Below are 26,372 nucleotides of genomic sequence, written 5' to 3' on the forward strand. Positions count from 1 at the left end.
GCCGCATGGCGAACGGCACGACGGACAAGCCCCTGGCCGACACGATGTCGGACAGCGAACTCAGCTACGTGCTGCTCCTGGCGCACGGCGCCCAGTGGATCGCGGGAGTGCGGGGCGACCCCTACGCGCTGTTGCTGCGCGGGGCGGGCGACGACCCGCACGACCTCGGCCGGCGGATGCGCGACCTGGGCCCCCTCTACCGCAGCCACGCCGCGGCGTGGGTGACCGCGCACCACGAGCTCGCCGCCGCCGCGCTGCGGGATCCGAGGCTGAGCCCGGAGCACGCGGCCGCGCGCGAACCGGACGACCGGCGGGCCGAGGAGGAGCGCATCCTCCCGTTCGCGTTGCCGGGACCGGCGCTGCTGCTGCCGCTCGGCCGGGCCTCCCTCGCCCTGGACGGGCCGGGATACGAGCGGCTGCGCCGGCTGACCGGCTCCGCGCTCGGCGAGGCGGCCCTCGATCGCGCGCACGGGCGGACGGCGGACCTGTGCGCGGCCCGGCTCCGCGCGCTCGGCGACGACTTCGACCTGCGGGAGGACTTCGCCCGCCCGGTGGCCGCGGACGCGGTCGGCGCCCTGCTGGGCCTGCCCGCCTCCGGCAGCGAGCGCTTTCGCGCGCTCTGTTCCGGTACGGCGGGCGCCCTCGACGCCACCGTGTGCCCGCCCCTGCTCGCGGAGGCCCGCCGGATCACCGAGGCGATCGGCGGGATGCGCGAGCTGCTCGACGCGGCGGCGGGCCCGGGCGGCGTGTCCGGCGGCCTGGCCGGCGAGCTGGCCGCCGCCGCCGCGCGGGCGAACTCGCCGGAGGACGACGCCCCGGCCGCGTGCGCGTCGCTCGCCGTGGTCGGCACCGAGATGACGGCGAACCTGATCTGCGAGGCCATGGCCGCCCTTCTCGACCATCCGCAGGAGTGGGCGCTGGTGCGAGACGACCCCGCGCGGGCCGCCGCGGCGATCGAGGAGACCATGCGGTACGCGCCACCCGCGCGGCTGCATCGGCTCTACGCCCACCAGGACGTCGAGCTGGGCGGGCGGGCGGTGCGGGCCGGGGACGAGCTGGTCGTCGCGGCGGAGGCGGCCGGCCGTGACCCGGCCGCGCACGACGAGCCCGGCCGCTTCAGCGTAGGGAGAACGGGTGCTCGCGCGCTGCCCGACGGGCCGCTGACCGGGCTCGCCGGCCCGCCGGCCCGCCGGCTGGCCGCCGCCGCGGTCGGCGCGCTCGCGGCCCGGCTGCCGGGCATCCGGCGGACCGGTCCCGTGGTCCGCCGCCCGCGCTCGCCGGTGACCCGCGCCGTGCTGCGCCTGCCGGTCGCGATCCGCTGACCGATCTCGCACCCCGCTCGACGATCGCTGGACGGCTCGCTCCGCAGGGGAGGGGCCCGGCCACCATCCGTTCTCTGCCGGGCCCGGTTACGTTGCACCGACATGAAGCGCCGTTCCCGGAGTCGCGAGATGATCAATGTTTTCCAGCCGAGTGTCGGCGAAGAGGAACTCGAGGCGGTACGCGAGGTGTTCTCCGCCAACTGGCTGGGATACGGCCCGCGCACCCGGGCGTTCGAGGCGGAGTTCGCCGCGCACCTCAAGGTGGCGCAGGAGGGCGTGCTCTTCATCAACTCGTGCACCTCGGGCCTGTTCATGGCGATGGAACTGCTGGAGCTCGGCCCCGCCGACGACGTGGTGCTGCCCTCGGTGAACTTCGTGTCCAACGCCAACGCCATCGCGTCCACCGGCGCCCGGCCGGTCTTCTGCGACGTCGATCCCCGTACGCTCAACCCGTCGGCCGCCGACGTCGAGCGCGCGCTCACCCCGCGCACGAAGGCGGTGGTCGTGCTGCACTACGGCGGGCATCCCGGTGAGATCGCGGACATCGCGGGGCTGTGCCGGGAGCGCGGCGTGGCGCTGGTCGAGGACGCCGCCTGCTCCATCGCCTCCAGCGTGGACGACACGATGTGCGGCACGTTCGGCGACATCGGCGTGTGGAGCCTCGACGCGCGTAAGATCATCACCACCGGAGACGGCGGCTTCCTCCGCGTCCGAGATCCCGAGCTGGCCCGCCGGGCCCACCGGCTGGCCTACCACGGCATGGTCGACCGCAGCTCCTTCACCGCGATGGAGAACCTGCGGCGGCGCTGGTGGGAGCTGGAGATCCAGGAGATCGGCCGCCGCGACATCGGCAACGACGTCTCGGCCGCGATCGGCCGCGTGCAGCTGCGCCGCCTTTCCGGCTTCGTGGCGCGGCGGCGCGCGATAGCCGAGACCTACGACCGGCTGCTGGCCGGAGCCGAAGGCGTACGGCTGCCGCCCCCGCTGCCGGCCGGGCACGCCGGCTCGTACTACTTCTACTGGGTGCAGCTCGACGCGGCCATCCGCGACCAGGTGGCCGAGGACCTGCTGGACCGCGACATCTACACCACCTTCCGCTACCCGCCCCTGCACACGACACCGCTCTACCGGGCGCAGCGCCGGCTGCCCGCCACGGACGAGGCGGCCGAGACCACCCTGTTGCTGCCCATCCACCAGAACCTCACCGACGAGGACGCCGAGACCGTGGTCGTCGAGCTCCTCAAGGCCGTCGGCAACAGGACCGGCCGCGCCACAGGCGGCGCGCAGTGACGGGCCGAAACCGTGTTCGACGGTGACTACGCCGAGGTGTACGACCTGGTGTACCGCGGGCGCGGCCAGGACTTCCGCGGCGAGGCCGCGCTGGTCACCCGGCTCGTCGGGGAACGCCGCCCGGGCGCCGGCTCGCTGCTGGACGTGGGCTGCGGCACGGGGGAGCACCTCAGGGCGTTGCGCGCGTCGTTCCCGCACGTCGAAGGGCTCGACCGGTCCGAACCGATGATCGCGGTCGCCCGCGCCAAGCTGCCCGGCGTCACCGTGCACGCCGGCGACATGCGCGACTTCGACCTCGGCCGGACGTTCGACGCGGTGATCTGCCTGTCGTCCGCCGTGGCCTACCTCCCGTCCGCGGCCGCCATGCGGGCCGCCGTCGCGCGCATGGCGGCCCACCTCGCGCCCGGCGGCGTGCTGCTCGTCGAACCCTGGTACTTCCCCGACACCTACCTGGACGGGCACATCGCCGGCGACGTCCTGCGCGAGGACGGGCGCACCGTCTGCCGGGTCTCCCGGGCCGAACGACTCGGACAGGGCGTCCGGGTGGACAGCCACTACGTGGTGGCGGACCGGCGGGACATCAGGCACTTCACCGAGACGCAGGTCTTCGGGCTGTGGCCCCGGGAGTGGTACGCCAGCGCGCTCCGGGACGCGGGCTGCTCCACCGAGTACGTCGAGGGCGTGCAGTCGCGGCGCGGCCTGTTCGTCGGGCGGCCGGTCGCCGCTCCCGGTGCGGACGTCCCCTGAACGCGGAACCTTCGAGGAGAGAAACGTGCGCGTGCTTTTCGTGACGACCCCGACCAAGGCGCCGGGCTATCATCGCGTGCCGCTGGCGTGGGCGCTTCGGGCCGCCGGGCACGAGGTCTGTCTCGCCGACCGGCCCAACCTCGTCGACGACATCACGCGCACCGGCCTGACCGCCGTCGCGATCGGGGACGCGCTGGAGGCCGACGAGAACATCGCCGCCAGCGAACGCCGGCTGCAAGGGGTGTCGGCGGACCAGCTGCCCGACCCCGAGGTGCTCATGCGGATCGAGGAGACCCGCCCGGAGAAGCTCACCTACGACTTCATGCACGGCGTGCTCACCGTGATGACGACGACCGTCTTCCGCACCTTCAGCCCGTCGCGCACCGTCACCGAGCTCGCCGGCTTCGCCCGCGAGTGGCGGCCGGACCTGGTGCTGTGGGACCCGCTGGTCTTCGCCGGCCCGGTGGCGGCCAGGGCCTGCGGGGCCGCGCACGCCCGGCTGCTGTACGGCCTGGACATGGTCGCCCTGATGCGCCGGCGCTACCTGGAGGCGCTGGAGCGCCGGCCCCCGCGCTGGCGCGAGGATCCGCTGGAGGAGTGGCTGGCCCCGGCGCTGGAGCGGTACGGCTGCGCGTTCGGCGAGGACGTGGTCACCGGGCAGTGGACCGTCGACCCGGTCCCGCCCTCGCAACAGCTGCCGACCGGCATCGACTACGTCCCGATGCGGCACGTGCCGTACGCCGGGACGTCGATCGTCCCGAAGTGGCTGCGCGAGCCCCCGCGACGCCGGCGGGTGTGCCTCAGCCTGAACCTGCCGCATCCGGAGGTGACCGGCGGGGCCGGGGTGCCGGTGGACGCCGTCCTGGAGGCCGTCGCAGGACTCGACATCGAGGTGGTGGCCCAGGAGACGCCGCTGCTGCGCCGCGCCTCCGGGGAACTGCCGGCCAACGTGCGGCTGATCGACGCGGGGACGCTGAACGAGCTGCTGCCCAGCTGCTCGGCCATCATCCATCAGTCGGACGTGTGGACGCTGCACTCGGCGTTCGCGCACGGGGTCCCGCAGCTCGTGCTCCCCGGCAAACTGTGGGACATCCCGATGCGAGCGGCCCAGGTGCACGAGGCCGGGATCGGGCTGGCCGTACCGGACGCCGAGCGCGCCGGCGCCGCCGAGCTGCGCGCTCTGCTGCTGCGGGTGCTGCAGGAGCCGTCGTTCGCGCGGAACGCGGCCCGGCTCCAGGCCGAGATGGCGAGCGCGCCGGCGCCCAGCGACACGGTCTCGCGGCTGGAGGAGCTGGTCGCGCAACACCGGCGCCGGGCGGGCTGACGCCCGCCGGTCGAGCCCGCGCCCGGTCGAGCGGGAATCGACCGGGCGCACGTAGACCTGACGGCGGACTCCACGCCGGCGACCGCCCGCGACGCCCGCGCCGGCGGCCCCGAGCCCGCCCCCACCGGTATCCCCCAGGAAGAGAGCCGCCCATGCGGGTCCTGTTCACCGCGCCTCCGGCGAAGGTGCACCTCTACACGCAGGTCCCGCTCGCGTGGGCGCTGCGCGCGGCCGGCCACGAGGTGCGCGTCGCGGCCCGGCCCACCGTGATCGACGACATCACCGCCACCGGCCTCACCGCGGTACCGGTCGGCGCGGACTTCGACCCGGCCGCCTACATCAGGAAGGCCGACGCGCCGGCGCGTCCGTGGGAGTCGTGGATGGACGTGCTGCACTACGCCGAGTTCCGCCCGGAGAAGCTGACGTACGACTACATGCACGCCGTGCACCTCGCCTGGACGCTGCTCTTCAAGGGCACCTCGCCGCCGGACGTGGTCGAGGACCTCACCGGCTTCGCCCGCGCCTGGCGCCCCGACCTGGTGATCTGGGACATGTTCTCCTTCGCGGGCCCGGTGGCGGCGAAGGCGTGCGGCGCGGCGCACGCCCGGCTGCTGTGCGGCCTGGACCTGATCGGCCGGATGCGCGAGCGCTACCTGGCGGAGATGCTCCGGCGCCCGCCGGGACTGCGCGAGGACCCGCTGGAGGAATGGCTCGGCCGGTACGCCGACCCGTTCGCCGAGGACATGGTGATGGGACAGTGGACCATCGACGCGGTGCCGTCGTCGATGCGGCTTTCGGTGGACCACTTCTACGTCCCGATGCGGGGCGTCTCCTACAACGGCCGCGCCGTGATCCCCGAGTGGCTGCGCGAGCCGCCCAAGCGCCCCCGGGTGTGCCTGACCCTGGGCCTGTCGTACCGGGAGGTCCTCGGCGGGGACAGGGTGTCGGTGCGAGACCTCCTGGACGCGGTCGGCGGCCTCGACGTCGAGGTGGTGGCGACGCTCACCGCGGACCAGATCGGCGGGGCGCGGGTGCCGGACAACGTGCGGGTGGTGGACTTCGTGCCGCTGAACGAGCTGCTGCCGACCTGTTCGGCGATCGTCCACCAGGGCGGCTTCGGACAGTCGCAGAGCGCGCTGGTGCACGGCGTGCCGCAGGTGGTGGTGCCGCACGGGGGATGGGACACGGTGCCGAGGGCGCTGCGGCTGCGCGAGCTGGGGGCCGGGCTGTGCGGCGGGGACGTGCGGGAGATGCTCGTGCGGGTGCTGCGGGAGCCGTCGTTCGCCCGCGAGGCAGAACGGCTGCGCGTCGAGGCGCTGGGCACCCCGGCGCCGGGCGACGTCGTCCCCCTCCTGGAGAAACTGACCGCGGCGCGGCGTTCGTAGAGCGCCGCGCCGCCCTCGGCCTCAGCCGGCGCGCCCGTCGCCGAGTTCCTCCAGGCCGAGTTCCTCCAGGTCGGCCACGAACCGGGCGGGAGAGGGCCCCGCCAGGATCTCCTCGCGAAGGCGGCTGGCCGTGTCCCGGTAGGAGCCGTCGCCGAGCAGCTTGGCCACGGCCGCGCCGATCGCCGCCGGTCCGGCGAGGTGGCCGAGCAGGTGCAGGCCCGCCCCGGTGGCGGCCGTACGCCGCGCGGCCACGGTCTGCTCGGAGGCGAAGGTCAGGGCGAGCTGCGGCACGCCCGCCCACAGCGAGGTCAGCGTCGTCCCGCTGCCACCGTGGTGGACGACCGCGTCACAGGTGGGCAGCAGAACCCGCAGCGGGACGCGCTCCAGCACGCGCACCGACGGGGGCACCGGGCCGAGCGCGGCGACGTCCTCGGCGGTCGCCGTCACGACCACCTCGCAGTCCAGATCCCGCAGCCCCTCGACGATCTGCGGAAGCGCGTAGGAGTTCGGCCCCGACACCGTCGTCAGGCCGGTGGACCAGGTCACGCACACCCGCGGCCGGTCCGGCGGCGGCAGCGGCCACACGGGCCCGCTGCCGTTGTACGGCACGTACCGCACGGGCAGGCGGCGCGCCTTCGTCGGTGGCGCGAGCGACGGCGGGCAGGGGTCGACCGCGTACTCGATCATGTCCAGGCTCAACTCCCCGAGACCGTGGCGGGGAAAGGAGCCGCTGTGGTCGGCCGGCACGACGCGCATGTGCTCGGCCTCCTCGGTGCCGACCGGCCCCCACAGGCAGATCGCGGCGGGCACCCCGATCACCCGGGCGGCGAGCAGGCCCTCCAGGCTGACCGGGTCGTGCAGCACCAGGTCAGGCCGCCAGGCGGTGGCGAACTCGACGGCCGCGTCGAAGCCGCGCGCCGCCCGCGCCGCGACGCCGGCGGCGTCGAAGTGGGCCGGGTCGGCGGGGTCGAAGTCCTCGAGCCGGTCGAGCGGGGCGCCGGTGACCGGGTGCGGTGGCAGCCACGGGTAGGGCCAGACGCCGTCCCTGGCCTCCTGGTGGTACTGGAGGCGCAGGTGGGTCACCACGTCCATCCCGTCCAGGATCGGGGTCGGGTTCAGGCCCGCAGCGCTGACCCATCTGGTCTGCGACGGAGCGCACAGCACCCGGACCTCGTGCCCGGCAGCCTGCAACGCCCAGCCGAGCGGCACCATCGAGGCGTAGTGCGTCGGCCACGACGACAGCGTGAAGAGTACCCGCATCGTCGTCTCACCCACCGGTGTCCGTCGCGCCCAGGGCGGCCCAGGCGGCCGCGTTCATCCACGTCGGCAGGCCGGCCTCCCTGTTGACGCCTTTCTCGATGAAGACGATGTTGTGGTAGACGTGCACCCCGGTCACCGCGCGCTGGGTCAAGGTGAGCTCCTTGGCGGTGACCTCCTCGCCCTCCTGGTGGTGCAGGTCGTCCAGCAGGCCCTTGACCAGGCCGACCGACGTGTGCGGCTCCGCGGTCTCGCCGGCGCTGCCGCCGAAGCTGGGATAGTAGGCGGTCTGCAGGTCCTCGATCACGTAGACGCCGCCGTCGTTCAGATGGCCGAACAGCGTGTCGAACGACGTGCGGATGTGCTGGGCGTAGTGGCTGCCGTCGTCGATGATGATGTCGAACGGGCCGTGTTCCTTCGCCACGGCGATCAGGTCGCCGGGGTTGTTCTGGTCGCCGACCACGACCGTCAGCCGGGGCTCGCTCAGGGCCGTCTTGTCGTAGATGTCCATGCCGACGATCAGGCCGCGGTGGAAGTAGCGCTTCCACATCTGCAGCGAGCCGCCGCCGAGCTCGTCCTCGTAGCCGCCGACCCCGATCTCCAGGACGCGCACCGGCTCGTCGCGCATCGCGGCGAAGTGGCGCTCGTAGTGCGGGGTGTACCAGTGGAAGCTGGCCCACTTGTCCGACTCGTAGCGCACCGCGAGGCTGCCCAGGTCGCCGTGGTAGGCGGTCAGGCCGGACATCACGGTGCCGGTGGCCTGGCCCGAGGAGCGCACGATCTCCGGCAGCTCGGTGAAGTCGTTCTCCGGATACGGGGAGGTGGCCAGGAACGAGTTGCCGAAGTCGCCGTTGCGGCGGTGGGTGGTCCTTCCGTGCAGGCGGCGCAGGAGGCCGGCCACGTCGATGCTCAGGCGCGACCACACGATGGGATCCGGTTCGTCCACGATCCGGATGGGCTCGCCCCGGTGCACCCGCAGCACGACGGAGTGCCGCTCGTCGCGATGCCCGATGTCCAGCGCCACGTTGACCGGCTTGACGTTCACCGGCACGTCGCAGCGGAAGACGACCTCCTCGGCGAGGGCGTGGACGACCGGGCCGAGGCCGGCGTCCCGTACCAGCCGGTCGATCTCCTCGTCGGTGGCCGTCCCGGCGCGTACCAGGCGTTCGGTGAGATTGCTGCTGTCGCTCATGGTCCGAATCTGCGTGACGGGTCTCGGAATCGGCTCAAGAAAGACTCGGCGCGCCGCCACCGGCCCGCCGCGGATCGAGCCGGTCACGAGCGGCGGCCCGCACGCTGGTCACGGCCGACGAGGGGAAGAAGACCATGCGAGTGCTGTTCGTGACACTGCCGGTGAAGGCGCACCTGTACGCGCAGGTCCCGCTGGCGTGGGCGCTGCGGGCGGCGGGACACGAGGTGCGCGTCGCCAGCCAGCCCGACATGGCGGACACCATCACCGCCGCGGGCCTCACCGCGGTGCCGGTCGGCCGCGTGCTGCACCAGGAGGCGGTGAAGACGGAGAGCCGCCGCCTTCGCGAGGAGCTCGAGAAGCGCGGCGAGGAGGTCCATCCGTTCTTCCTGGAGTGGGAGCGTGAGCTGGACATCGCCGAGTTCCGCCAGGACCGGCTCACCTACGACCACCTGCACGGCGTGCACCTCGTCTGGACGCTGATCTTCCAGAACGTCTCGCCACCGGACATGATCGACGATCTCGTGGCGGCGGCGCGCGCCTGGCGGCCGGACCTGATCGTCTCCGACACGCTCATCCTCGCCGGCGCGGTGGCCGCCAGGGCGTCCGGCGCGGCGCACGCCCGCCTGCTGTACGGCCTGGACCTCGTGGGACGCGCCCGCGAGAAGTACCTGGCGATGGTGCGCGAACTGCCACGCGAGCGGCGCGACGACCCGGTCGAGGAATGGCTGACCACGGTCCTGGCGAGGTACGGGTGCCGGTTCGACGAGGGGGCGGTCGTCGGCCAGTGGAGCATCGACCCCGTGCTGCCGTCGATGCGGCTCGACGTCGACCACCGGTACGTACCGGTCCGCTTCGTGCCCTACAACGGCCCGGCCACGATCCCCGGCTGGCTGCGGGAGCCGCCGAAGCGCCGCCGGGTCTGCCTCACCCTCGGCCTGTCGCTGCGCGAGCTCATGCGCAAGGACCGGGTCTCGGTGGCGACCCTGCTGGAGGCGGTGGCGGACCTGGACGCCGAGGTGGTGGCGACGCTCAACGCCGATCAGCTCGACGGCGTGGACCGGGTGCCGGACAACGTGCGGGTGGTGGACTTCGTGCCGCTGAACGAGCTGCTGCCGACCTGTTCGGCGATCATCCACCAGGGCGGCTTCGGCCAGATGCAGAACGCGGTCGCGCACGGAGTGCCGCAGGTGATGCTGCCCAACGGCTACTGGGACACCGCGCCGAGGGCGCTGCGGCTCCAGGAGGCCGGCGCCGGCCTCTACGCGGCCGACGCCGAGCGGGCCACCGCCGGCGAGCTTCGCGGCCTGCTGGAGCGGGTGCTCACGGAGCCGTCCTTCGCCCAGGCGACGGCCCGGCTGCGCGCCGAGATGCTGGGCACACCCGCGCCCGCCGACGTCGTGCGGGTCCTCGAGCGGCTGGTGGCCGATCGAGCGGCGCTATAGCATCCCGCTCTAGCGTGCCGCGCATGAAGACGGACCCCCTGCTGGGCGACAGGCTCGTGACGCTGCGCGCCGTCCAATGGATCATGGGCCTCCGGGACGACCCCTACGCCCTGCTGCTCCGTACCGCGAGCGAGGACCCCCACGAGCTGGGGCGGCGGATACGGGACCGGGGCGAGCTGTATCGCAGCCACACCGGGGCCTGGGTGACCGCCGGGCACCGGACCGCCCGCGCGATCCTGCGCGACGGGCGCCTGAGCGCCCGCGCCCCGGTCGTCCCCGACGAGCCGATCCCCACACTGCGCGGGGTGCTGCCCCTCGACACCGGGTTCGGCGAGCCGGCGTTCCCGGAAGGGATCGCCGCGACCGAGTTCGAGGGGTTGAGCGGCCGGTTCGATCTCGCCGTCCTCGCCAGGCGGCTGGCCCTACGGGCCGTGTCCGTGCCGGACCGGCGCCGCCTCCAGGAGGCGTACGCCGGGGTGGCGGTGCTCCTGGACGCCACCATGTGCCCGCCGAGGACGGCCACCGCGCACGAGCTGCTGAGGGCGATCGCCGAACTGGGGGAGCTGACCGGCGCGGCGGTCGGCGCGGAGCTCACCGCGAACCTCATCTGCGAGACGGTGGCGGCGTTGCTGGACCGCCCGGACCAGTGGGCGGCCGTCCACGCCGACCCCGCGCTGGCGCACGCCGCGATCGGGGAGACCCTGCGATGGGCACCGCCGATACGCCTGCAGGCGCTGTTCGCGACGGAGGACCTGACCCTGGCCGGGCAGCCGGTGCGCGCGGGGGAGGAGGTCGTGATCGCGGTCGGGGCCGCCGAGCGCGACCCCGGGGCGCACCCCGACCCGGATCGCTTCGACCTCCACCGGGCGCCGACGGAACGGCTGATGCCCCCCGGGCTCGTCGGGACGCGGGTCGCCGCGGCGGCGGTCGCCACCCTGGCCGCGGAACTGCCGGGACTGCGCCGTACGGGCGACGTGCTCCGCCGCATCCGGTCCCCGGTCACCTCCGGCGTCCTGAGCTTCCCGGCCGAGGCGGCAAAGCAAGCCCACACATCAGCATAAATACCGGAAAAGATGTAAAAGGAGGCAAAGTGTCAGACGCCACCGGGGTGACCTTCGTCAACAGGTTCACCGTGCACGATTCTCCGGCGGAATTCGAGGCCGTCATCGAGAAGGCCGCGGAGTACCTGCGACGCCAGGACGGCTTCGTCCGGTACACCGTGCTGCGGCACGTCCCGAAGAACGGCGACTACCTCAACATCGCGCTCTGGCGCGACGCCGGGTCGTTCCAACGGGCGATCGCGGGCCCGGAGTTCGGGGCACTCGTCGGCGCGCTGCACAAACTCGGCAAGAGCGAGGGCGACTTCTTCGAGACGCTACTGGTCGTGTGAGCTCGCGGACCGCTCGAATCCCGGTGAGGACACCGATCGAGCACGCCACGAGCGGCGAGTGCGAGGTTTCGCAGACTGATTCGGTTTTCCCGGATGGATGCGGAGGGCGTGGTCATGGCCGATGAGACGCGGACGGCTCTTGTCACGGGTGGGACGAGCGGCATCGGACTGGCGGTGGCGCGACTGCTGGGCGGATCGGGCCTGCGGGTGTTCGTCTGCGCGCGGGACGCGCAACGGGTGGACTCGACGGTGAAGGAACTGTCGGAGGCGGGAATGGAGGCGGACGGGCGAGTGTGCGACGTCCGGTCCACGACACAGGTGGAGGCGCTGGTCGAGGCGGCGGTGAGCCGCTTCGGCGGGGTGGACGTCCTGGTGAACAACGCGGGCCGAAGCGGCGGAGGGCCGACGGCGGGAATCCAGGACGAGCTGTGGCTGGACGTGATCGACACGAATCTGAACAGCGTGCTGCGCGTGACACGGGCGGTGCTGGTGCGGGGCGGGATGCTGGAGCGAGGGCGAGGATGGATCGTGAACATCGCCTCCACCGGCGGAAAACAGGGCGTGGTGCTCGGCGCGCCGTACTCGGCCTCCAAACACGGGGTGGTGGGGTTCACCAAGGCGCTGGGACTGGAACTGGCGCGGTCGGGCGTGACGGTGAACGCGGTCTGCCCGGGTTACGTGGAGACGCCGATGGCCCAGCGGGTACGCGAAGGGTACGCGCGGGTGTGGGACGTCAGCGAGCAGGAGGTCCTGGAACGCTTCGAGGCGAAGATCCCGCTGGGGCGCTACAGCACGCCCGAGGAGGTGGCGGGCCTGGTGGGCTACTTGATCAGTGAACCGGCGGCGGCCATCACCGCACAGGCGATCAACGTCTGTGGCGGGCTCGGAAACTACTGACCGGAGGAACCCGTGACGCACCAGACCGAGCACCAGATCACCGTGTCCGCCCCGGCGCGGACCGTCTTCGACCTCATCCTGGACATCACCGCCTGGCCGCACGTCTTCCCCCCGACCGTCCACGCCGACCACCTCGAGCGCGGCGAGCACGAGGAGCGCATCAGGATCTGGGCCACGGCCAACGACGAGGTCAAGGGCTGGACCTCACGCCGCCACCCGGACCGGGAACGGCTCCGGGTCCGCTTCCGCCAGGAGGTCTCCCAGCCGCCGGTCGCCGGCATGGGCGGAGAATGGCGGATCGAGCCGCTGTCCGGCACCGAGAGCCGCGTCCGGCTCCTGCACGACTTCGAGGCCGTCGGCGACGACCCCGACAAGGTCGCCTGGATCCGGCAGGCGATCGACCGCAACAGCGAGGCCGAACTCGCGGCACTGAAGGCGGCGGCGGAACACGGGCCGGAACGCGCCGAACTGCTGATGACCTTCGACGACGTCGTACGGGTGGCCGGTCCGGCCAAAGACGTCTACGACTTCGTCCATGAGGCGAAGCACTGGCCGCAGCGACTGCCACACGTGTCCCGCGTGGTGCTCGACGAGGACGTGCCCAACGTGCAGATCCTGGAGATGGACACACGAGCCCCCAACGGCTCGACGCACACCACGAAGTCCGTGCGAATCTGCTTCCCGCACGACCGGATCGTCTACAAGCAACTACGAACGCCCGCGCTGATGTCCGCACACACCGGACAGTGGCTGATCGAGGCGGACGGCGACGAAACCGTGATCACCTCGACCCACACCGTGGTCATCGCCCCCGAGGCGATCCCCGACGTCCTCGGCGAGAACGCCACCCTCGCCGACGCCCGCGCCTTCGTCCGTGACGCACTCGGCCGCAACAGCACGACGACCATGCACCACGCGAAGACCTACGCCGAGCGGACCTGACGCGATGCGAGTCCTGTTCGTCACACTTCCATCCAAAGCCAACGTCTACCCGCAGGTCCCGGTGGGCTGGGCGCTACGGGCGGCGGGGCACGAGGTATGCGTCGCCGCCCGGCCCGAATTCGTGGACGACATCACCGCCACCGGCCTCACCGCCGTGCCGATCGGCGCACCGTTCGACCAGGCGGCGATGATGGCCGAGATCCGCGAGCGCCAACAGGACGAGACGCCGACCCCGGAAGAACTGCTGAGGATCGAGGAGACCCGCCCCGAGCGACTGACCTACGACCACATGCAGGGCATGTTCACCGCGCTGACCACGATCGTCTTCCGCAACCACTCCCCACGCGGCATGACCGACGACCTCGTCGACTTCGCCCGCGCCTGGCGGCCCGACCTGGTGATCTGGGACCCGCTGGCCTTCGCGGCCCCCGTCGCCGCGAAGGTGTGCGGCGCCGCCCACGCCCGCCTGATGTACGGCCTGGACCTCGTCGGCAGAATGCGCGAACGCTACCTGCACGAGGTGGGCAGGCGACCGGCCGCGCTGCGCGAGGACCCGCTCGAGGAATGGCTGACACCGACACTGGCCCGGTACGGCCACACGTTCACCGAGGACGCCGTGGTCGGACAGTGGACCATCGACCCGGCGCCCTCCTGGATGCGGCTACCGGTCGGCCTGCACTACGTGCCGGTACGGCACGTGGCCTACAACGGCCGCGCGATCGTCCCCGAATGGCTGCGGGAACCGCCCAAACGCCGCCGGGTCTGCCTGACCCTGGGCCTGTCCCACCGCGAGGTCCTGGGCGGCAACCAGATCTCCATCGAAGACATCCTGGCGGCGATGGACGGACTGGACGCCGAAGTGGTGGCGACACTCAACACCGGCCAGCTCGACGGCGTGGGCCGGATACCGGACAACGTGCGGGTGGTGGACTTCGTGCCGCTGAACGAACTACTGCCGACCTGCTCCGCCGTCGTCCACCAAGGCGGAACGGGCACGATGCAGACCGCCTTCGCGCACGGGGTGCCCCAGGTCATCGTCCCGCACGACCACTGGGACACCTTGCTCAAGGCCGAGCAGGTGCGGGAGTCCGGCGCAGGGCTGACGGTGCCCGACGCCGAACGGTTCACCGCCGCCGAACTGCGCGGCCTGCTGGTACGGGTGCTGGAGGAACCCTCGTTCACGCGCGACGCGGACCGGCTGCGCAGGGACGTCCTCGGCACACCCGCCCCCAGCGACATCGTGCCGCTGCTGGAACAGCTGACCGCCGAGCACAAGGAGTGACACACCGTGCGCGTCCTGTTCCAGACCCTGCCCACCAAGGCGCACGCCTTCCCGCAGGTCCCGCTCGCCTGGGCCCTACGCGCCGCCGGACACGAGGTGTGCGTCGCCAGCAGCCCCGAACTGGTGGACGACATCACCGCCAGCGGCCTCGCCGCCGTGCCGATCGGACCGGAGCTCGACCAGGCCGCCATGGCGGAGCAGAACCGCGAACGCGAGAAAGAGCTGAGCGACGACACCCCGAACCCGGAGAACCTGCTCAAACTCGACGAGCTTCGCCCCGAACTGCTGACCTACGACTTCACACACGGCCTCTTCACCGTGCTCACGACCCTGGTCCTCAAAACCTTCTCCCCACCCCGCATGATCGACGACCTCGTGCGATTCGCCCGGATGTGGAAACCGGACCTCGTGATCTGGGACACCATGGTCCTCGCCGGCCCCGTCGCGGCCAAGGCGTGCGGCGCGGCCCACGCCCGCCTCCTGTACGGCCTCGACCTCATCGGCCACATGCGCGAGCACTACCTGGCGGAAATGCTCCGACGCCCGCCGGGACTACGCGAGGACCCTCTCGAAGAGTGGCTGGCACCGACACTGGCCCGGTACGGCCACGCGTTCACCGAGGACGTGGTCGTCGGCCAGTGGACCATCGATCCCGTCCCGCAGGCCCTGCGACTGGAGACCGCGCACCTCGGCGTGCCCATGCGGGGCGTGCCGTACAACGGCCGCGCGATCGTCCCCGAATGGCTGCGGGAACCGCCCAAACGCCGCCGGGTCTGCCTGACCCTGGGCCTGTCCCACCGCGAGGTCCTGGGCGGGGACACCGCACCCGTGGCCGACCTGCTGGCCGCGATGGAAGGACTGGACGCCGAGGTGGTGGCGACCCTCACCGCGGACCAGATCGGCGGAGCGCGGATACCGGACAACGTGCGGGTGGTGGACTTCGTGCCGCTGAACGAACTACTGCCGACCTGCTCCGCCATCGTCCACCAAGGCGGCTTCGGACAGTCCCAGAGCGCACTGGTGCACGGGGTACCACAGGTGATCGTGCCGAACGGCCTGTGGGACACGATACCGAGGGCACGGCGGCTGCAGGACCTGGGCGTGGGACTGTACGGCGGAGACGTACGAGAGATGCTCGTGCGGGTGCTGCAGGAGCCGTCGTTCGCCCACGAGGCGAAACGACTGCGCCAGGAGGTGCTGGCCACCCCGGCGCCCCGCGAGATCGTGCCCGTCCTGGAAAGGCTGACCGCCGACTACCGCGTCTCCGCCAGATAACGCTCAAGGGCGTACCGATGGTACCCGCGCGCAAACGCGGCCTCCGGCACCAGCGCCCGGATCTTCTCGACCGACGGGCAATGGGAGACGTTCGCCCGCCCCAGCATGTCGTGCTCGGCGGTGACGTTCAGACAACGCTCGAGATGCTCGACCACCCGGACGATCTCCACACAGTCGCCCGACGCCACGTTCACGACCTGATTGGTCGTTCCGGTCTCCAGAAGCCGATCGAAAACGGTCACGAAATCGGCCACGTAAAGAATGTCCCTGCGAGCCCCTTCGTACACCTGGACGCGGCCCGACAATATCTGCTCGACCAACGCCGGAACCAGCCGGAAACCGGGACCGCCGGGACCGAGGACATATCCCAGCCGCAGGATGAGATGGTCCACCCCCGAGCCGCGGATCAGCCTCTCCAGGTCCAGCTTGTGCCGGCCGTACCGGGTGGACGGGACGATCGGGTCGTCCTCACGCCCCCGGCAGCCGGGCCCGCCGTACATACTCACGGTCGAGAAGAAGACAAGCGTCCGGCCCTGCCTGCGGCAACGCGGGATCGTCTCACGCACCAGCGCGATCTCGCGCTCGTGCTCGGAATCGGGAAGCTGTTGCCGGGGCACCCCCGCCGCGAGGACGACGACTCCGGGATGCACACCGCGCAACGGCCCGAGATGCCGGGCCATGAAACCGCGGCCGATTATCTCCATAACTCACTATAAAAACGCGGAATGGCGAACGACTCGAACACCGCAAAAGACGTCGAGTCCGGTTCGAGGCGCCTTTCCTAACCTGTCGGACGTGACTTCAACTGTTTCCGCGGAGACCATCGCCCGTTACAGAAGAGATGGCTTCGTGCACATTCCCAATGTGCTCGGCGAACCGGAGGTCAGGGAGTTCCTGACCGATTCGATGGCCTTGCTCGGCCAGGAGGAGAAGGTCCACTGGGAAGATGACGGCGACACCATCCTGGAGTTCGTCGAGGACGCCCAACTCAAAAGCGAGGCGATGCGCCGCCTCGCCCTCCACCCGCGCGTCACCGCCATCGCCGAACAGCTGGCCGGCGCACCGTTGCGGCTGTTCAAACTCGAACTCCTGCACAAGGGACCAGAACGGTCAAGGCCCACCGAACCCCACTTCGACGAGTTCGCCCTTCCGTTCCAGGGGGCACCGATCGGCCTGACCGCCTGGGTGGCACTGGTCGACGTCCCGGTGGAACGCGGATGCATGAGCTTCGTCCCCGGCTCCCACCTGCTGCCACCGACCGGCAACGCCTCCGACGCCTGGGACGCGTACGCCCGACCCGAGGTGGCCTGGCTGCCCCGCGTCGCGATCCCCGTACGAGCGGGCGACTGCACCTTCCACCATGTCCGGGTCGTCCACGCGGCCGGCGCCAACACGACCGACCGACCACGCGTGTCGACCACCGCGATCTACATGGACGCGGACGCGACCTACCGGCCGACGGGCAACACACACCTCGACGACCTCCCCGGCGCCGGCCCGCTGAGGCCGGGCCAGCCCCTCGACGGCGACCGCTTCCCGCTGCTGGACCCGTGACAGCGCGCAAGGAGCGGGAAAACCCGCGCGACGTCCCCGCCGCGCGGGCCCTTCACCGCCGCAGCGCCTCCTCGCCCAGGTAGTCGACGGCGTCGGGATAGGTGAAGGGATGCATGAAACTACCCGCCCGCACGTCGCGATAGAACCGGGACAACGGGTTGCCCCCCGCGTAGGAGGCACCGCCGATCGCGGTCAGGCAGTCACCGACAATGTCCGGCGCGAGACGGTTGACCATGAGCTTGGCGCGCTGGAACGCGTGCATCATCCGCCGGCCGCGCTCGCCGGGATCACCCTCGAACTCGGCGGAATAATAGTCGGCCGTCGCGTGAGCCGCCGCGACCGTCGTCCGCATCGCGTAGAGCCGGGCGTCGATCTCCGCCAGCAGCGTGCGCGTCGCACCCCCCGGCCGGCCGCGCCTGACGAGCGCGGCCACGGTGTGGTCCCGCGCAGCCTGCGCCACACCCGTGTAGATCCCCAGCATGGTGATCGAACTGACCGTCTGGCCCGCGAGCGCGGCGTCGTCGTGCGCGTCGACCGGCCCACGAAAGAAGATGTCCTCATCGGCGACGTGGCAATTCTCCATCACGACATCGACGCTGCCCGAGGCACGCATACCAAGACCGTCCCAGTTGTCCAGCACCGTCAAGCCCGGCGCCCCCCGCAGCACCAGCGCCGCCGCCGCCCGCGGCACACGACCCTCGGCATCCGCCCGCGCGGAGATCACGAAGTGCGTCGCGATCGGCGCCATGCTCGCCAGCGTCTTACGGCCGGACAACAACCAGCCGCCGCCCGGAGCGGGCGTGAGCCGGGTGACGATCCGGCCACCGCCCGCGTCCTTGACCGTCGTACAGACGACCGCCTCGCCGGAACCCATCGAGCGCAGGATGCGCCCCGCGAGCTCCCGCCCGCCATGCCGCCACTCGTAGCCGAGCGTGAGCCCACGACTGAGCTGCATGTGCAGGGCCAGCGCGGTGGAGGCATCGGCCTCGGCGACGGTGAGCAGGGCGAGACACACGTCGAACAACCGGTCCACGCCGAGCCCGCCGAACTCGGCCGGCACGGTCGCGCCGAGCACACCGTCCTTACGCAGAGCCGTGAAGACATTGACCGGGAACGTCCCCTGACGGTCATGCCCGGCCGCCTCGTCCCGGATCTGGCCAAGGTGCCCGGTAAGCAGGTCGAGCAATACGCGACCGGCGGGCGTCCTCGGCTCGCGGAGTTCTCCCGTCAGCGACGGGTCGCCGCCGTGCAGCTCCATCGAGTTCACCGCTTTCCCTCGGCTTTCCCTCGGCATGGTCGGATGTCCAACGACGATTCCACGACCCGTTCGAGAACCGGTGGACCGGCAGCCGCTCCACCGCCGTTCCACGACGTCCCCGAAACCAGCCCCGGCCCCGGGACGACCGGCCGAACCACGGTCACCACAACGGCTTAAAGCAGGATTTGAGGACCGCTCTAGCGACGCTCCCTAGCGTCAGGCCCATGACGAAGAGTGTGACGGACAGCGAACTGAGCGATGATCTGCTGACTCTCCGTGGCGTTCAATGGATCATGGGAACCAAGGACGACCCCTACGCATTGCTGCTCCGTGCGGCGAGCGACGATCCGCACGAACTCGGCCGACGGATCCGCGAGCGCGGCGCCCTCTACTGGAGCCACGCCGGGGTGTGGGTCACCGCCGACCACGAACTCGGCCGCGCCGTCCTGCTCGACCCCCGCCTCAGCCCGCGACCTCCGCAAGACGCGGAGGAGGAGACGGGGGAGGAGGCGGAACCCATGCCCTGGGACTTCCCCACCCTGAGGAAGGTCCTGCCCCTGCACGACGCCTTCGTGAACATGGACCGCGCCGACTACGACCGCCTGGCGCCGGTGAGACTCCAAGAGCCGGAGATCACCCGGCTGCACGAGGAGAGCGTCCGGCGCCTCGACGGCGAGTTCGACCTGCTGACCGGCTACGCGCTGGAGACGGCGGCCAGGGGCGCCGCCCTCCTCCTCGGCCTGCCACCGGACCGGCACGAACACTTCGCCGACCTGTGCGCCCGGTCCGCGGGCCTGCTGGACGCGACGATGTGCCCGCCCCAGCTCGGGACCGCACGCACCCTCGCCACCGCGGTCTCGGAGATCCGGGACCTGTTCACCGGCGACGCGCTCCCCGTGGGGGTACTCACCGCGGCCGTCGGCGTCGAGATCACCGCGAACCTCGTCTGCAACGCCCTGGCAGTCCTGCTCGACCACCCCGAGCAGTGGAAGACGCTGTGCGCCGACCCCGGCCTCGCCCCCGCCGCGATCGAGGAGACACTGCGGTACGCGCCGCCGGTCCGGCTGCGAAACCTGTTCGCACAGGAGGACGTCGAACTCGCGGGACAGCGGGTCGAAGCCGGCCAGGAAGTGGTGATCGCGGTCGAGGCGGCCAACAGGGACCCGCGCGCACACGCCGCCCCCGACCGGTTCGACCTCGGCAGACGGCCCGCGCCGGTACTGTTCGAAGGACCGCAGATCGACCTCGTCGCCCCCATGGCGCGGCTCCAGGCAACCGCCGCCTTACGCGCCCTCGCCACCGAACTGCCCGAGATCCGCCGCACCGGCCCCGTACTCCGCCGCCTGCGGTCACCGGTGACGGGCGGCGTCCTGGAATTCCCGGTCTCCACCGCCGGCGGGGCGTGAGCGGCCCGGCCCGAGCCGGGTGTTACGCGCCCACGCCCCATCGGTGAGATCGCCGACCGGGGGAGTGGTCCATCATCGGATCCGGAGCGGCTTGCCGGTTATGAGGGTCTTCAGTGGTGTTGACCTGCCCATATTTGTCCGCATACGTCCGTCAAAGCGAATGTTTGTTCTGGCGGTGTGGGGGAGGGGCTGCCTGGGCGCTGGCTTCGTGGATGATGGCGGTCGCTGTCATTGCGTAGTTGGAGGAACGACGCTTGATGGAGTAGGTCGAATCAGACAAATCGCTTGAATGGGGCGGATTGTTTGAGGCGATCATGATCACGGAACGGGTTGAGTGAGACGTGAGATCCGGCCACATCTATGAAGCAGTCTTCACTGAGTAGGTCGCCCGAGATGGGCGGGATCTTGCCGCTTCTTGATCGTTTTGGGTGGTCTGGTGGCTTGTGGATCTTGTTCGGCGAAATGATCAAGTGGGGGTGATCGTGCGCGGAAAGGGGCTCCGGGCGCCATGGCGCACCCGAGAGAAAACCGCACCGCGCCTTCTCGCGACAAGAAGCACTCGACGGACAAAAAATTCGCACGGCCCATTGAACGGCCCACCGCACGGCCCTATCAGCACAAAATACCTTATACCAGACAGAAACCTCATTCTGTCTGGTATAAGGTATTGTGCCGACAGGGCCTGTTCGGCGCATCGTGCAGGTTTTTGCCCTCCGAGTGCTCCCCGCTACGGGAAGGCGGAGAACGGCGCACTTCCCTCCCGGGTGCGCCATGGCGCCCGGAGTCCCTTTCCATGCACGATCATCGCCACTTGATCATTTCGCCAAACAAGATCCACCTATGCGGACCGCACAGGACCGTCCCGAATCGGGCGACCTATTCAGTGAAGGCTGCTTCATGGATGCGGCGCTCGCGTGAACCGTTCCGCGATCATGATCGCCTCAAACGATCTGCCCCATTTAAGCGATTTGTCTGATTCGACCTACTCCATCAAGCGTCGTTCCTCCAACTACGCAATGACAGCGACCGCCATCATCCACGAAGCCAGCGCCCAGGCAGCCCCTCCCCCACACCGCCAGAACAAACATTCGCTTTGACGGACGTATGCGGACAAATATGGGCAGGTCAACACCACTGAAGACCCTCATAACCGGCAAGCCGCTCCGGATCCGATGATGGACCACTCCCCCGGTCGGCGAAGATGAGGTTGTGTGACCTGCGCAGGGTGGCGAACAGGTGGTCGCGGCGGCGATCGGGACGTGGTCGTCGCCCGCCAGGATGGAGGCGACGGCTGGCGCAGCAGGGCGGGAGCGGCCCTGCTCCTGCGAGGTCACGACCGCGACGACGCTCGTCCTGCGCGGAGTGCGCACCATCTGGTGACACGACCTGCCGATGGCACGGCCCTGCTGCACCCCGGTGTCTGGCTTACTGGGCGGCTGGCTACGACGGCTTGATCTGGCCCCGCCCGGGCTGGGGCAGGTGACGGAATCCTTATGTCGGCTTGAAGTGGCCCCGCCGGGCGGGTTGCGCGCGGGAGCCTCGTGATGCTGCGCGGCGTCAGGAGGGTCTGGTGGCGGTCACGAAGGCTGAGCTGTTCGAGCGCATCCGGCATGATTCGTGGCGGGAGGGGCTGTCGGTCCGGGCGCTGGTTCGCAGGTACGGGGTGCACCGGCGACTGGTGCGGGAGGCGCTGACGCATGCTGAGCCGACGCCGCGGAAGACGCCCGGAAAACCGCACATTCGAGCAGACCGGGGCAATCACTTCGCTCCTGGCAGGAACCGACGCTGTTTACCACCGAGGTCCGCGCCGCGTTCCGGTCATTGCGCTAGCGGGGGTGTCCCAGTCATTCACGGCACGGTTGACGGCCCGATCTGGTTGCTGTCAGCCTCCCGGTATGGGCATGGGCATGGGGGAACGCGTTCGCTACCAGACCTCCTTTACGGACTCGGCCCGCTGGGATGGGTTCGTGTTCCGTCCCGGCGACATTGTGATCAGCACCCCGGCGAAGTGCGGCACGACCTGGCTGCAGATGATCTGCGCCCTGGAGATCTTCAAAAGCGCGCCATTCGACCGGCCGCTCGACCAGATCTCGCCGTGGCTGGACGTCCTGCTGCGCCCGCTCACCGGAGTGCTGGCCGACCTCGAGGCACAGGCGCACCGGCGATTCATCAAGACCCATACGCCCCTCGACGGATTGCCCTTCGACGACCGGGTCACCTACCTCTGCGCAAGCCGGGACCCTCGGGATGTGGCCGTGTCCTTGGACAGCCATACCAGTAACACCGACCGGGCCGTGTCCCTCGCATTGCGGGAGGATGCCGTGGGTGCTGTGGTCCTTGACGAGCTGCTGGCCGCCGCTCCGTCCCTGCCGAGCGGGACCGCGCGCGAGCGTTTCTGGTCCTGGGTCAATCCGGCCGCGCCCGGAAAGGCCGTGTCCGACCTGGAGATCATGCTTCACCATCTGGACACGTTCTGGCAGGTGCGTGACCAGCCGAACATCGTGCTGCTGCGCTACGAGGACCTCCTTGATGACCTCGAAGGGCAGATGCGCTACATAGCCGCCCGGCTCGGGATCGCCATTGCCGAGACAGCCTGGCCGGACCTGGTCCAGGCCGCCACGTTCGCGGTCATGAAGGGCCGGGCCGGCGAGCTCGCGCCCGAAGCCAGCCACGACGGCTTCTATCACGACCGCAGCCAGTTTTTCCACAGCGGATCAACAGGCCAGTGGCGGCAGGTCCTCAGCGAGGAGGAGCTTCCCCGGTACGCCGCCCGAGTCGCCGAATGCGCGCCGGCGGACCTTGCCGCCTGGATCCATCGGCCCGCGCTGCCGACGGAAGGCAACCTCTAAGGGCGCGGTGCATGAGTGGAGACGCGCCGGAGCTGACCACGGAACTGGTGGTGGACGGCGTCGTGCCGTCGCAGCCGGTGATCTCGCCCGACGGGCGCTGGGTTGCCTACGTCGTCGCTCCGGCCGGCGCAAGACAGAGCGTCGAATGTGCGCGATATGGCTGGCCGCCGTTGACAGTAGCTCACCGCCGGCGAAGCTGACCGCCATCACCCTGACCGCCAGCCTCATCGACTAGGCCGAGCGCTTCCTGCCCGAACTCGTGACCAGCGCCGCTTCAACGGGCACACCTGGCACGACATCGCCCAGGCCCTGGCCACCAGCCCCGACGAGGCCCGCCTGCGATTCGACCCCGACTCCCCGGTTGCCGACGGCCGCTGGCCCTACGACACCTGAAACCTCGAAGGCGGGACGCCCTCCAGCCACGCCTCGGTCGGCCCGAGTGCGTCCAGGTCCTGCAGAAACAACAGGCAGCCCTTGAACTTGCCGAGCGACGCCGCCTGCGCCACGTCTTTCAACCCGTCGTACTCACTGCGCCGCGTCACCGGGTCGACCGCCAACAGCCTGCCCAACCGCGCCCGCGCTGCCCCGTCCACCCGGCCGGAGACCAGTGCGAAGAACCCGCGATTGACCTCGGTCCGGATCTTCTTCGTCAGCTCGTCCAGCGTCGTATAGCCAGGCAGCTCGCACTGGGCCTTCACCAGCTCGTCCAACGCCACATTGATCAGGTCTGCGGGGTTGTCCTTCGCCTGCGCCGCCTTGCGGATCGCCTTGGCTGCCACCTCCCGCACCCCGACTGCGTCGTAGACCACCCGGAGCCGTTTCCGAACGAAACTACGGTGCCGCTTGGCCGACCGCTCCGCCGCCTCCGACAAAACCACCTGCTCTGGTAGACCCACGACCCCGCGGACGTGCTCGGCCACCACGACCGGCACGTCAGCCAACTTCGGGAAATAACCGAGCTTCTGATAGGCCTTCAACCACACCAGCAGCGCCAGCAGATGCTGATCATCTTTCGTCTGGCCGCGCGCCCACTCGGCCTCGACGGCAGATGGCGTGAACATCTCCGCCAGCTCCCGCGCCGACACCGCCCGCGCGAACCTCGGGTAGGCCGTCCGGTCGATAGATGCCACGCAGACCCCCGGAAACCGCCACCAACCAGCGCGAACTCAGCAAGCCTAACGACCGATGATCAACTACGTCGGGCCGTCGGCGGTTCCAGCCCGCGAACGTGCCGACGGAGGCGGTCGGGGGCCTCCTCGTGTCGCCGGAGACGTCGGGCGACCGGGTCAGAGGTCCAGGCCGGAGCCGCCGAACCGGTCCCGCAGGAACCTGCCCTGGTCGCGCAGGGCCTGCTCGTCGCCCCGGTAGACCGACTCGGCCACCTTGCGCAGCTGGGTGTCCAGCAGGTCGAGCTGGGCGAGCAGTTCCTCGTGCGCGCTGCGCTCCCGCTCGCCGCGCCGCGTGAGCGCGCGGGAGCGGGGCAGGTTCGCGTACGCCTCCAGGCTGGACGGCAGGTAGTCCCTGATCGTCTGCGACACGATGTGCAGGTGATCGGGCGAGGAGGTGAGCGTGTCCGCCCGCCGGAGGATGTCGCGCAGCACCTCGGCGAGCGCGCCGACCCTCGTCGTCACGTCGTCGGGGAAGCGGTTCTGGCCGACCTTGGCCAGCAGGGTGTCCAGGTCGGCACCCAGCTGCCGGGACTCCACCTGCGCGTGCGAGATCGTGAGCCTCACCCGGTCCGCCGGGGCCAGCAGCGCCCCGACGCCGTACAGCCCGGCGACCACGACGGGCCAGAACGTCCCGGCGACGCCGAGGAAGACCAGGACCACCCCGGTGAGGGCCAGGGCGCATCCGGCGATGTTCCTGGTCGACCCGGCGTAGGCGAGGATCCGCCCTCCCGGGCTACTGGTAGCCACGGATCTCCTTGAAGGCCGTGGCCAGCGATCCCTGTCTGGCGTCGAAGGTCGCTCCGCCGGTGAGCTCGGCGATACGTCTCATCTCGTCGACGTCGCTGTCGCCGAAGAGCACGACGAACGTCCGGAACTTCACCGGCAGTGACGCGTAGTAGGCGGCGAAGTCGTCGTAGGAGCCGCCGTCGGTGTTCTCGCCGTCCGTCATCAGCACGATGGAGGTGAAGTCCTCCGACGGCGAGGACCGCACCTGCTCGTAGGCGGCCCGCAGGCTGTCGAAGATCGCGGTACCGCCGTTGACCTGTAGTCCTTCGCTGTAGGAGCGGATCTGCTGGAGTACCGGTTCGGCGTCGCGGTCGGGCAGGGTGAAGGTCCGCGGGGTGCCGGGGCCGGTGTTGAACGGGATCATCGTGACCGTCTCGCGGTCGCGGAAGCGTGAGAACGATCCGCTGGCGGAGGTGTCGGCGCCGGACAGGGCGGTCAGCGCCTGCTTGAGCGCGCCGATCCGCTCCCCTTTCATCGAGCCGGAGGTGTCCAGCACGAACAGGGTCCGCGACGGCCTGCGGACCTGGTTGAGGTAGACGCCGATCAGCTTGTCGGCCGCGCCGCGCCGGTTGGGGAAGGGCAGCTCCACCAGCGACGCGGTCCCGAAACGCGGCTCCGGCCTGACCTCGGGGACGATGGGCCTGCGGTGGGTGGTGGTCATGATCTCCCGCTGGATCTCCGGCGTGCGCAGCCAGGTGGCGAGCTTGCCGTACAGCTCCTTCTTCTGCGGGGGCGCGGAGCTCAGGAGCGTGAGGGGGTAGTCGGCCGTCACCACCCCGTCGCCCGGGTAGACCAGTGTGAGTGGTTCGGAGAGCTTTCCGGAGGCGTTGAGGCCGAGCAGCACGGACTCGTAGTTCACGAGCCCGTCCACCGTGCCCTCCTTGGTGTACGCGTCCGCGAGCCAGCCGGAGGAGCCGGAGGTGAGCGTCTGCGCGGAGAAGAACTCCTTCAGTCTGGGGGTCGCCGCGGTGATCTGGGCCTCCTCCAGGGCCTCGCCGGCGTCGGAGAGCGCCGCCGTCACGCCGACCAGCGCCGAGAATCCGGAGTTGGACGCGGCGGGACTGGTCATGCCGAAGGTGAACCTTTCGGCCCTCGCGGCCGAGGCGATGTCGTTCCAGGTCACGGTCTTGCCGTCCCAGCCGAGCTCGCGGGCCTTGGACGCCTTCAGCCCGAGCAGCACGGGCGAGACCATGACCTTGGTCTGGGTCGAGAGCCGCGCGGCCGCCCCGTCGATCAGCGACAGGTAGCGGTTGGAGGAGAACCAGGTCGCGTCGTGGCGCCCGTCCGCGCCGCCGCTCGCCACCTGGTCGGCCCCGTCGAGCGTTCCGGCGTACGACAGCGCGACCCGCACGCCGACGGCGTCCTCGGCCCGCCTGAGCAGCGGTTCCAGGTCGCCGACCTCACTTCCGGCGAGGACGCGGAGCACGTCGGGGCCGTCGGCGGGAGTGTCGGGGGTGTCGGGCGTGTCGGCTCCGCCGCACGCGGCCGACGCCACCAGCAGGACCATCGGGATCAGCACGGCGAGCACCCACCTCACCCGGCGGCCACCCGCCCGCACGCCGAGCGCCGGCCCAGTCGAGCGTGAACCGAGTGGCACGCCGGATG

General features: G+C 70.7%; 23 protein-coding genes. 16 read left to right on the forward strand and 7 right to left on the reverse strand.

The window, feature by feature from the left end; translation table 11 throughout:
* Nucleotides 1-5 precede the first annotated feature (5 nt).
* The 5 genes from ACVCAG_RS12085 (at nt 6) to ACVCAG_RS12105 (ending at nt 6,068) form a co-directional block, all read left to right on the forward strand.
* Nucleotides 6-1,322, forward strand: coding sequence for a P450-derived glycosyltransferase activator (locus ACVCAG_RS12085; RefSeq protein ID WP_440083434.1), 1,317 nt, complete (start codon nt 6-8; stop codon nt 1,320-1,322).
* A 129-nt stretch (nt 1,323-1,451) separates the two neighbouring features.
* The gene (locus tag ACVCAG_RS12090; RefSeq protein ID WP_440083435.1) at nt 1,452-2,612 is read left to right on the forward strand and encodes an aminotransferase class V-fold PLP-dependent enzyme; all 1,161 of its coding nucleotides are present in this window, start codon (nt 1,452-1,454) and stop codon (nt 2,610-2,612) included.
* A 12-nt stretch (nt 2,613-2,624) separates the two neighbouring features.
* A complete protein-coding gene (locus ACVCAG_RS12095; protein ID WP_440083436.1) occupies nt 2,625-3,359 on the forward strand; it encodes a methyltransferase domain-containing protein in 735 nt (244 codons plus the stop codon).
* Nucleotides 3,360-3,384: 25 nt separating this feature from the next.
* On the forward strand, nt 3,385-4,683 hold the full coding sequence (locus ACVCAG_RS12100; protein ID WP_440083437.1) for an activator-dependent family glycosyltransferase: 1,299 nt from the start codon (nt 3,385-3,387) through the stop codon (nt 4,681-4,683).
* Nucleotides 4,684-4,835: 152 nt separating this feature from the next.
* Entirely contained in the window at nt 4,836-6,068 is a 1,233-nt protein-coding gene (locus tag ACVCAG_RS12105) for an activator-dependent family glycosyltransferase (RefSeq protein ID WP_440083438.1), read from the forward strand.
* Nucleotides 6,069-6,089: 21 nt separating this feature from the next.
* On the opposite strand, the gene ACVCAG_RS12110 is transcribed toward ACVCAG_RS12105, so the two are convergent.
* Nucleotides 6,090-7,328: a nucleotide disphospho-sugar-binding domain-containing protein gene (locus ACVCAG_RS12110; protein ID WP_440083439.1), complete on the reverse strand. Its 1,239-nt coding sequence runs from the start codon at nt 7,326-7,328 to the stop codon at nt 6,090-6,092.
* Between the two features lie 7 nt (nt 7,329-7,335).
* On the reverse strand, nt 7,336-8,517 hold the full coding sequence (locus ACVCAG_RS12115; protein WP_440083440.1) for a hypothetical protein: 1,182 nt from the start codon (nt 8,515-8,517) through the stop codon (nt 7,336-7,338).
* A 134-nt stretch (nt 8,518-8,651) separates the two neighbouring features.
* Here ACVCAG_RS12115 and ACVCAG_RS12120 point away from each other — a divergent pair, with 134 nt between their 5' ends.
* The 7 genes from ACVCAG_RS12120 (at nt 8,652) to ACVCAG_RS12150 (ending at nt 15,745) form a co-directional block, all read left to right on the forward strand.
* Entirely contained in the window at nt 8,652-9,959 is a 1,308-nt protein-coding gene (locus ACVCAG_RS12120) for an activator-dependent family glycosyltransferase (protein ID WP_440083441.1), read from the forward strand.
* A 23-nt stretch (nt 9,960-9,982) separates the two neighbouring features.
* On the forward strand, nt 9,983-11,020 hold the full coding sequence (locus ACVCAG_RS12125; protein ID WP_440083442.1) for a cytochrome P450: 1,038 nt from the start codon (nt 9,983-9,985) through the stop codon (nt 11,018-11,020).
* A gap of 29 nt (nt 11,021-11,049) precedes the next feature.
* The gene (locus tag ACVCAG_RS12130) at nt 11,050-11,349 is read left to right on the forward strand and encodes an antibiotic biosynthesis monooxygenase (protein WP_440083443.1); all 300 of its coding nucleotides are present in this window, start codon (nt 11,050-11,052) and stop codon (nt 11,347-11,349) included.
* 114 nt (nt 11,350-11,463) lie between these two features.
* Complete coding sequence (locus tag ACVCAG_RS12135) at nt 11,464-12,246, forward strand: SDR family NAD(P)-dependent oxidoreductase (RefSeq protein ID WP_440083444.1); 783 nt, start codon at nt 11,464-11,466, stop codon at nt 12,244-12,246.
* Between the two features lie 12 nt (nt 12,247-12,258).
* A complete protein-coding gene (locus ACVCAG_RS12140; RefSeq protein ID WP_440083445.1) occupies nt 12,259-13,188 on the forward strand; it encodes an SRPBCC family protein in 930 nt (309 codons plus the stop codon).
* Nucleotides 13,189-13,192: 4 nt separating this feature from the next.
* Nucleotides 13,193-14,470, forward strand: a complete 1,278-nt coding sequence (locus ACVCAG_RS12145) for an activator-dependent family glycosyltransferase (protein WP_440083446.1) — start codon at nt 13,193-13,195, stop codon at nt 14,468-14,470.
* Nucleotides 14,471-14,476: 6 nt separating this feature from the next.
* The gene (locus ACVCAG_RS12150) at nt 14,477-15,745 is read left to right on the forward strand and encodes an activator-dependent family glycosyltransferase (RefSeq protein ID WP_440083447.1); all 1,269 of its coding nucleotides are present in this window, start codon (nt 14,477-14,479) and stop codon (nt 15,743-15,745) included.
* Here the strand turns inward: ACVCAG_RS12150 and ACVCAG_RS12155 are convergent.
* Nucleotides 15,724-16,425 (reverse strand): NAD-dependent epimerase/dehydratase family protein, encoded by a 702-nt coding sequence (locus ACVCAG_RS12155; protein ID WP_440083448.1) that lies wholly within the window; start codon nt 16,423-16,425, stop codon nt 15,724-15,726. The genes ACVCAG_RS12150 and ACVCAG_RS12155 overlap by 22 nt on opposite strands.
* On the opposite strand from ACVCAG_RS12155, the gene ACVCAG_RS12160 reads away from it, so the two are divergent.
* Entirely contained in the window at nt 16,424-17,299 is an 876-nt protein-coding gene (locus tag ACVCAG_RS12160; protein ID WP_440083449.1) for a phytanoyl-CoA dioxygenase family protein, read from the forward strand. The genes ACVCAG_RS12155 and ACVCAG_RS12160 overlap by 2 nt on opposite strands.
* A 52-nt stretch (nt 17,300-17,351) precedes the next feature.
* Here the strand turns inward: ACVCAG_RS12160 and ACVCAG_RS12165 are convergent, their stop codons facing one another.
* Nucleotides 17,352-18,557, reverse strand: a complete 1,206-nt coding sequence (locus tag ACVCAG_RS12165; RefSeq protein ID WP_440083495.1) for an acyl-CoA dehydrogenase family protein — start codon at nt 18,555-18,557, stop codon at nt 17,352-17,354.
* Nucleotides 18,558-18,781: 224 nt separating this feature from the next.
* Between ACVCAG_RS12165 and ACVCAG_RS12170 the strand changes: the two genes are divergently transcribed.
* From ACVCAG_RS12170 to ACVCAG_RS12180, 3 genes are all read left to right on the forward strand, one after another.
* Nucleotides 18,782-19,963 (forward strand): P450-derived glycosyltransferase activator, encoded by a 1,182-nt coding sequence (locus tag ACVCAG_RS12170; RefSeq protein WP_440083450.1) that lies wholly within the window; start codon nt 18,782-18,784, stop codon nt 19,961-19,963.
* 914 nt (nt 19,964-20,877) lie between these two features.
* Nucleotides 20,878-21,060, forward strand: a complete 183-nt coding sequence (locus tag ACVCAG_RS12175) for a hypothetical protein (RefSeq protein WP_440083452.1) — start codon at nt 20,878-20,880, stop codon at nt 21,058-21,060.
* 798 nt (nt 21,061-21,858) lie between these two features.
* Nucleotides 21,859-22,812: a sulfotransferase domain-containing protein gene (locus ACVCAG_RS12180; protein WP_440083454.1), complete on the forward strand. Its 954-nt coding sequence runs from the start codon at nt 21,859-21,861 to the stop codon at nt 22,810-22,812.
* Nucleotides 22,813-23,192: 380 nt separating this feature from the next.
* On the opposite strand, the gene ACVCAG_RS12185 is transcribed toward ACVCAG_RS12180, so the two are convergent.
* From ACVCAG_RS12185 to ACVCAG_RS12195, 3 genes are all read right to left on the reverse strand, one after another.
* Nucleotides 23,193-23,942 (reverse strand): DUF4158 domain-containing protein, encoded by a 750-nt coding sequence (locus tag ACVCAG_RS12185; RefSeq protein WP_440083455.1) that lies wholly within the window; start codon nt 23,940-23,942, stop codon nt 23,193-23,195.
* Between the two features lie 156 nt (nt 23,943-24,098).
* The gene (locus tag ACVCAG_RS12190) at nt 24,099-24,728 is read right to left on the reverse strand and encodes a hypothetical protein (protein WP_440083456.1); all 630 of its coding nucleotides are present in this window, start codon (nt 24,726-24,728) and stop codon (nt 24,099-24,101) included.
* Nucleotides 24,715-26,295, reverse strand: a complete 1,581-nt coding sequence (locus ACVCAG_RS12195) for a VWA domain-containing protein (protein ID WP_440083457.1) — start codon at nt 26,293-26,295, stop codon at nt 24,715-24,717. Before ACVCAG_RS12195 ends, ACVCAG_RS12190 begins: the two co-directional genes overlap by 14 nt.
* Between the last annotated feature and the right edge of the window lie 77 nt (nt 26,296-26,372).

It is taken from the genome of Streptosporangium sp. G12 (genome assembly GCF_052983175.1).

Bases quoted from the DNA above. Each gene is read 5' to 3' on its own strand.
- ACVCAG_RS12135 (WP_440083444.1), top strand. From the start codon at position 11,464: ATGGCCGATGAGACGCGGACGGCTCTTGTCACGGGTGGGACGAGCGGC.
- ACVCAG_RS12145 (WP_440083446.1), top strand. From the start codon at position 13,193: ATGCGAGTCCTGTTCGTCACACTTCCATCCAAAGCCAACGTCTACCCG.
- ACVCAG_RS12165 (WP_440083495.1), bottom strand. From the start codon at position 18,557: ATGGAGCTGCACGGCGGCGACCCGTCGCTGACGGGAGAACTCCGCGAG.
- ACVCAG_RS12170 (WP_440083450.1), top strand. From the start codon at position 18,782: ATGACGAAGAGTGTGACGGACAGCGAACTGAGCGATGATCTGCTGACT.
- ACVCAG_RS12085 (WP_440083434.1), top strand. From the start codon at position 6: ATGGCGAACGGCACGACGGACAAGCCCCTGGCCGACACGATGTCGGAC.
- ACVCAG_RS12120 (WP_440083441.1), top strand. From the start codon at position 8,652: ATGCGAGTGCTGTTCGTGACACTGCCGGTGAAGGCGCACCTGTACGCG.
- ACVCAG_RS12090 (WP_440083435.1), top strand. From the start codon at position 1,452: ATGATCAATGTTTTCCAGCCGAGTGTCGGCGAAGAGGAACTCGAGGCG.
- ACVCAG_RS12160 (WP_440083449.1), top strand. From the start codon at position 16,424: ATGAAACCGCGGCCGATTATCTCCATAACTCACTATAAAAACGCGGAA.
- ACVCAG_RS12115 (WP_440083440.1), bottom strand. From the start codon at position 8,517: ATGAGCGACAGCAGCAATCTCACCGAACGCCTGGTACGCGCCGGGACG.
- ACVCAG_RS12125 (WP_440083442.1), top strand. From the start codon at position 9,983: ATGAAGACGGACCCCCTGCTGGGCGACAGGCTCGTGACGCTGCGCGCC.
- ACVCAG_RS12110 (WP_440083439.1), bottom strand. From the start codon at position 7,328: ATGCGGGTACTCTTCACGCTGTCGTCGTGGCCGACGCACTACGCCTCG.
- ACVCAG_RS12105 (WP_440083438.1), top strand. From the start codon at position 4,836: ATGCGGGTCCTGTTCACCGCGCCTCCGGCGAAGGTGCACCTCTACACG.
- ACVCAG_RS12155 (WP_440083448.1), bottom strand. From the start codon at position 16,425: ATGGCCCGGCATCTCGGGCCGTTGCGCGGTGTGCATCCCGGAGTCGTC.
- ACVCAG_RS12180 (WP_440083454.1), top strand. From the start codon at position 21,859: ATGGGCATGGGCATGGGGGAACGCGTTCGCTACCAGACCTCCTTTACG.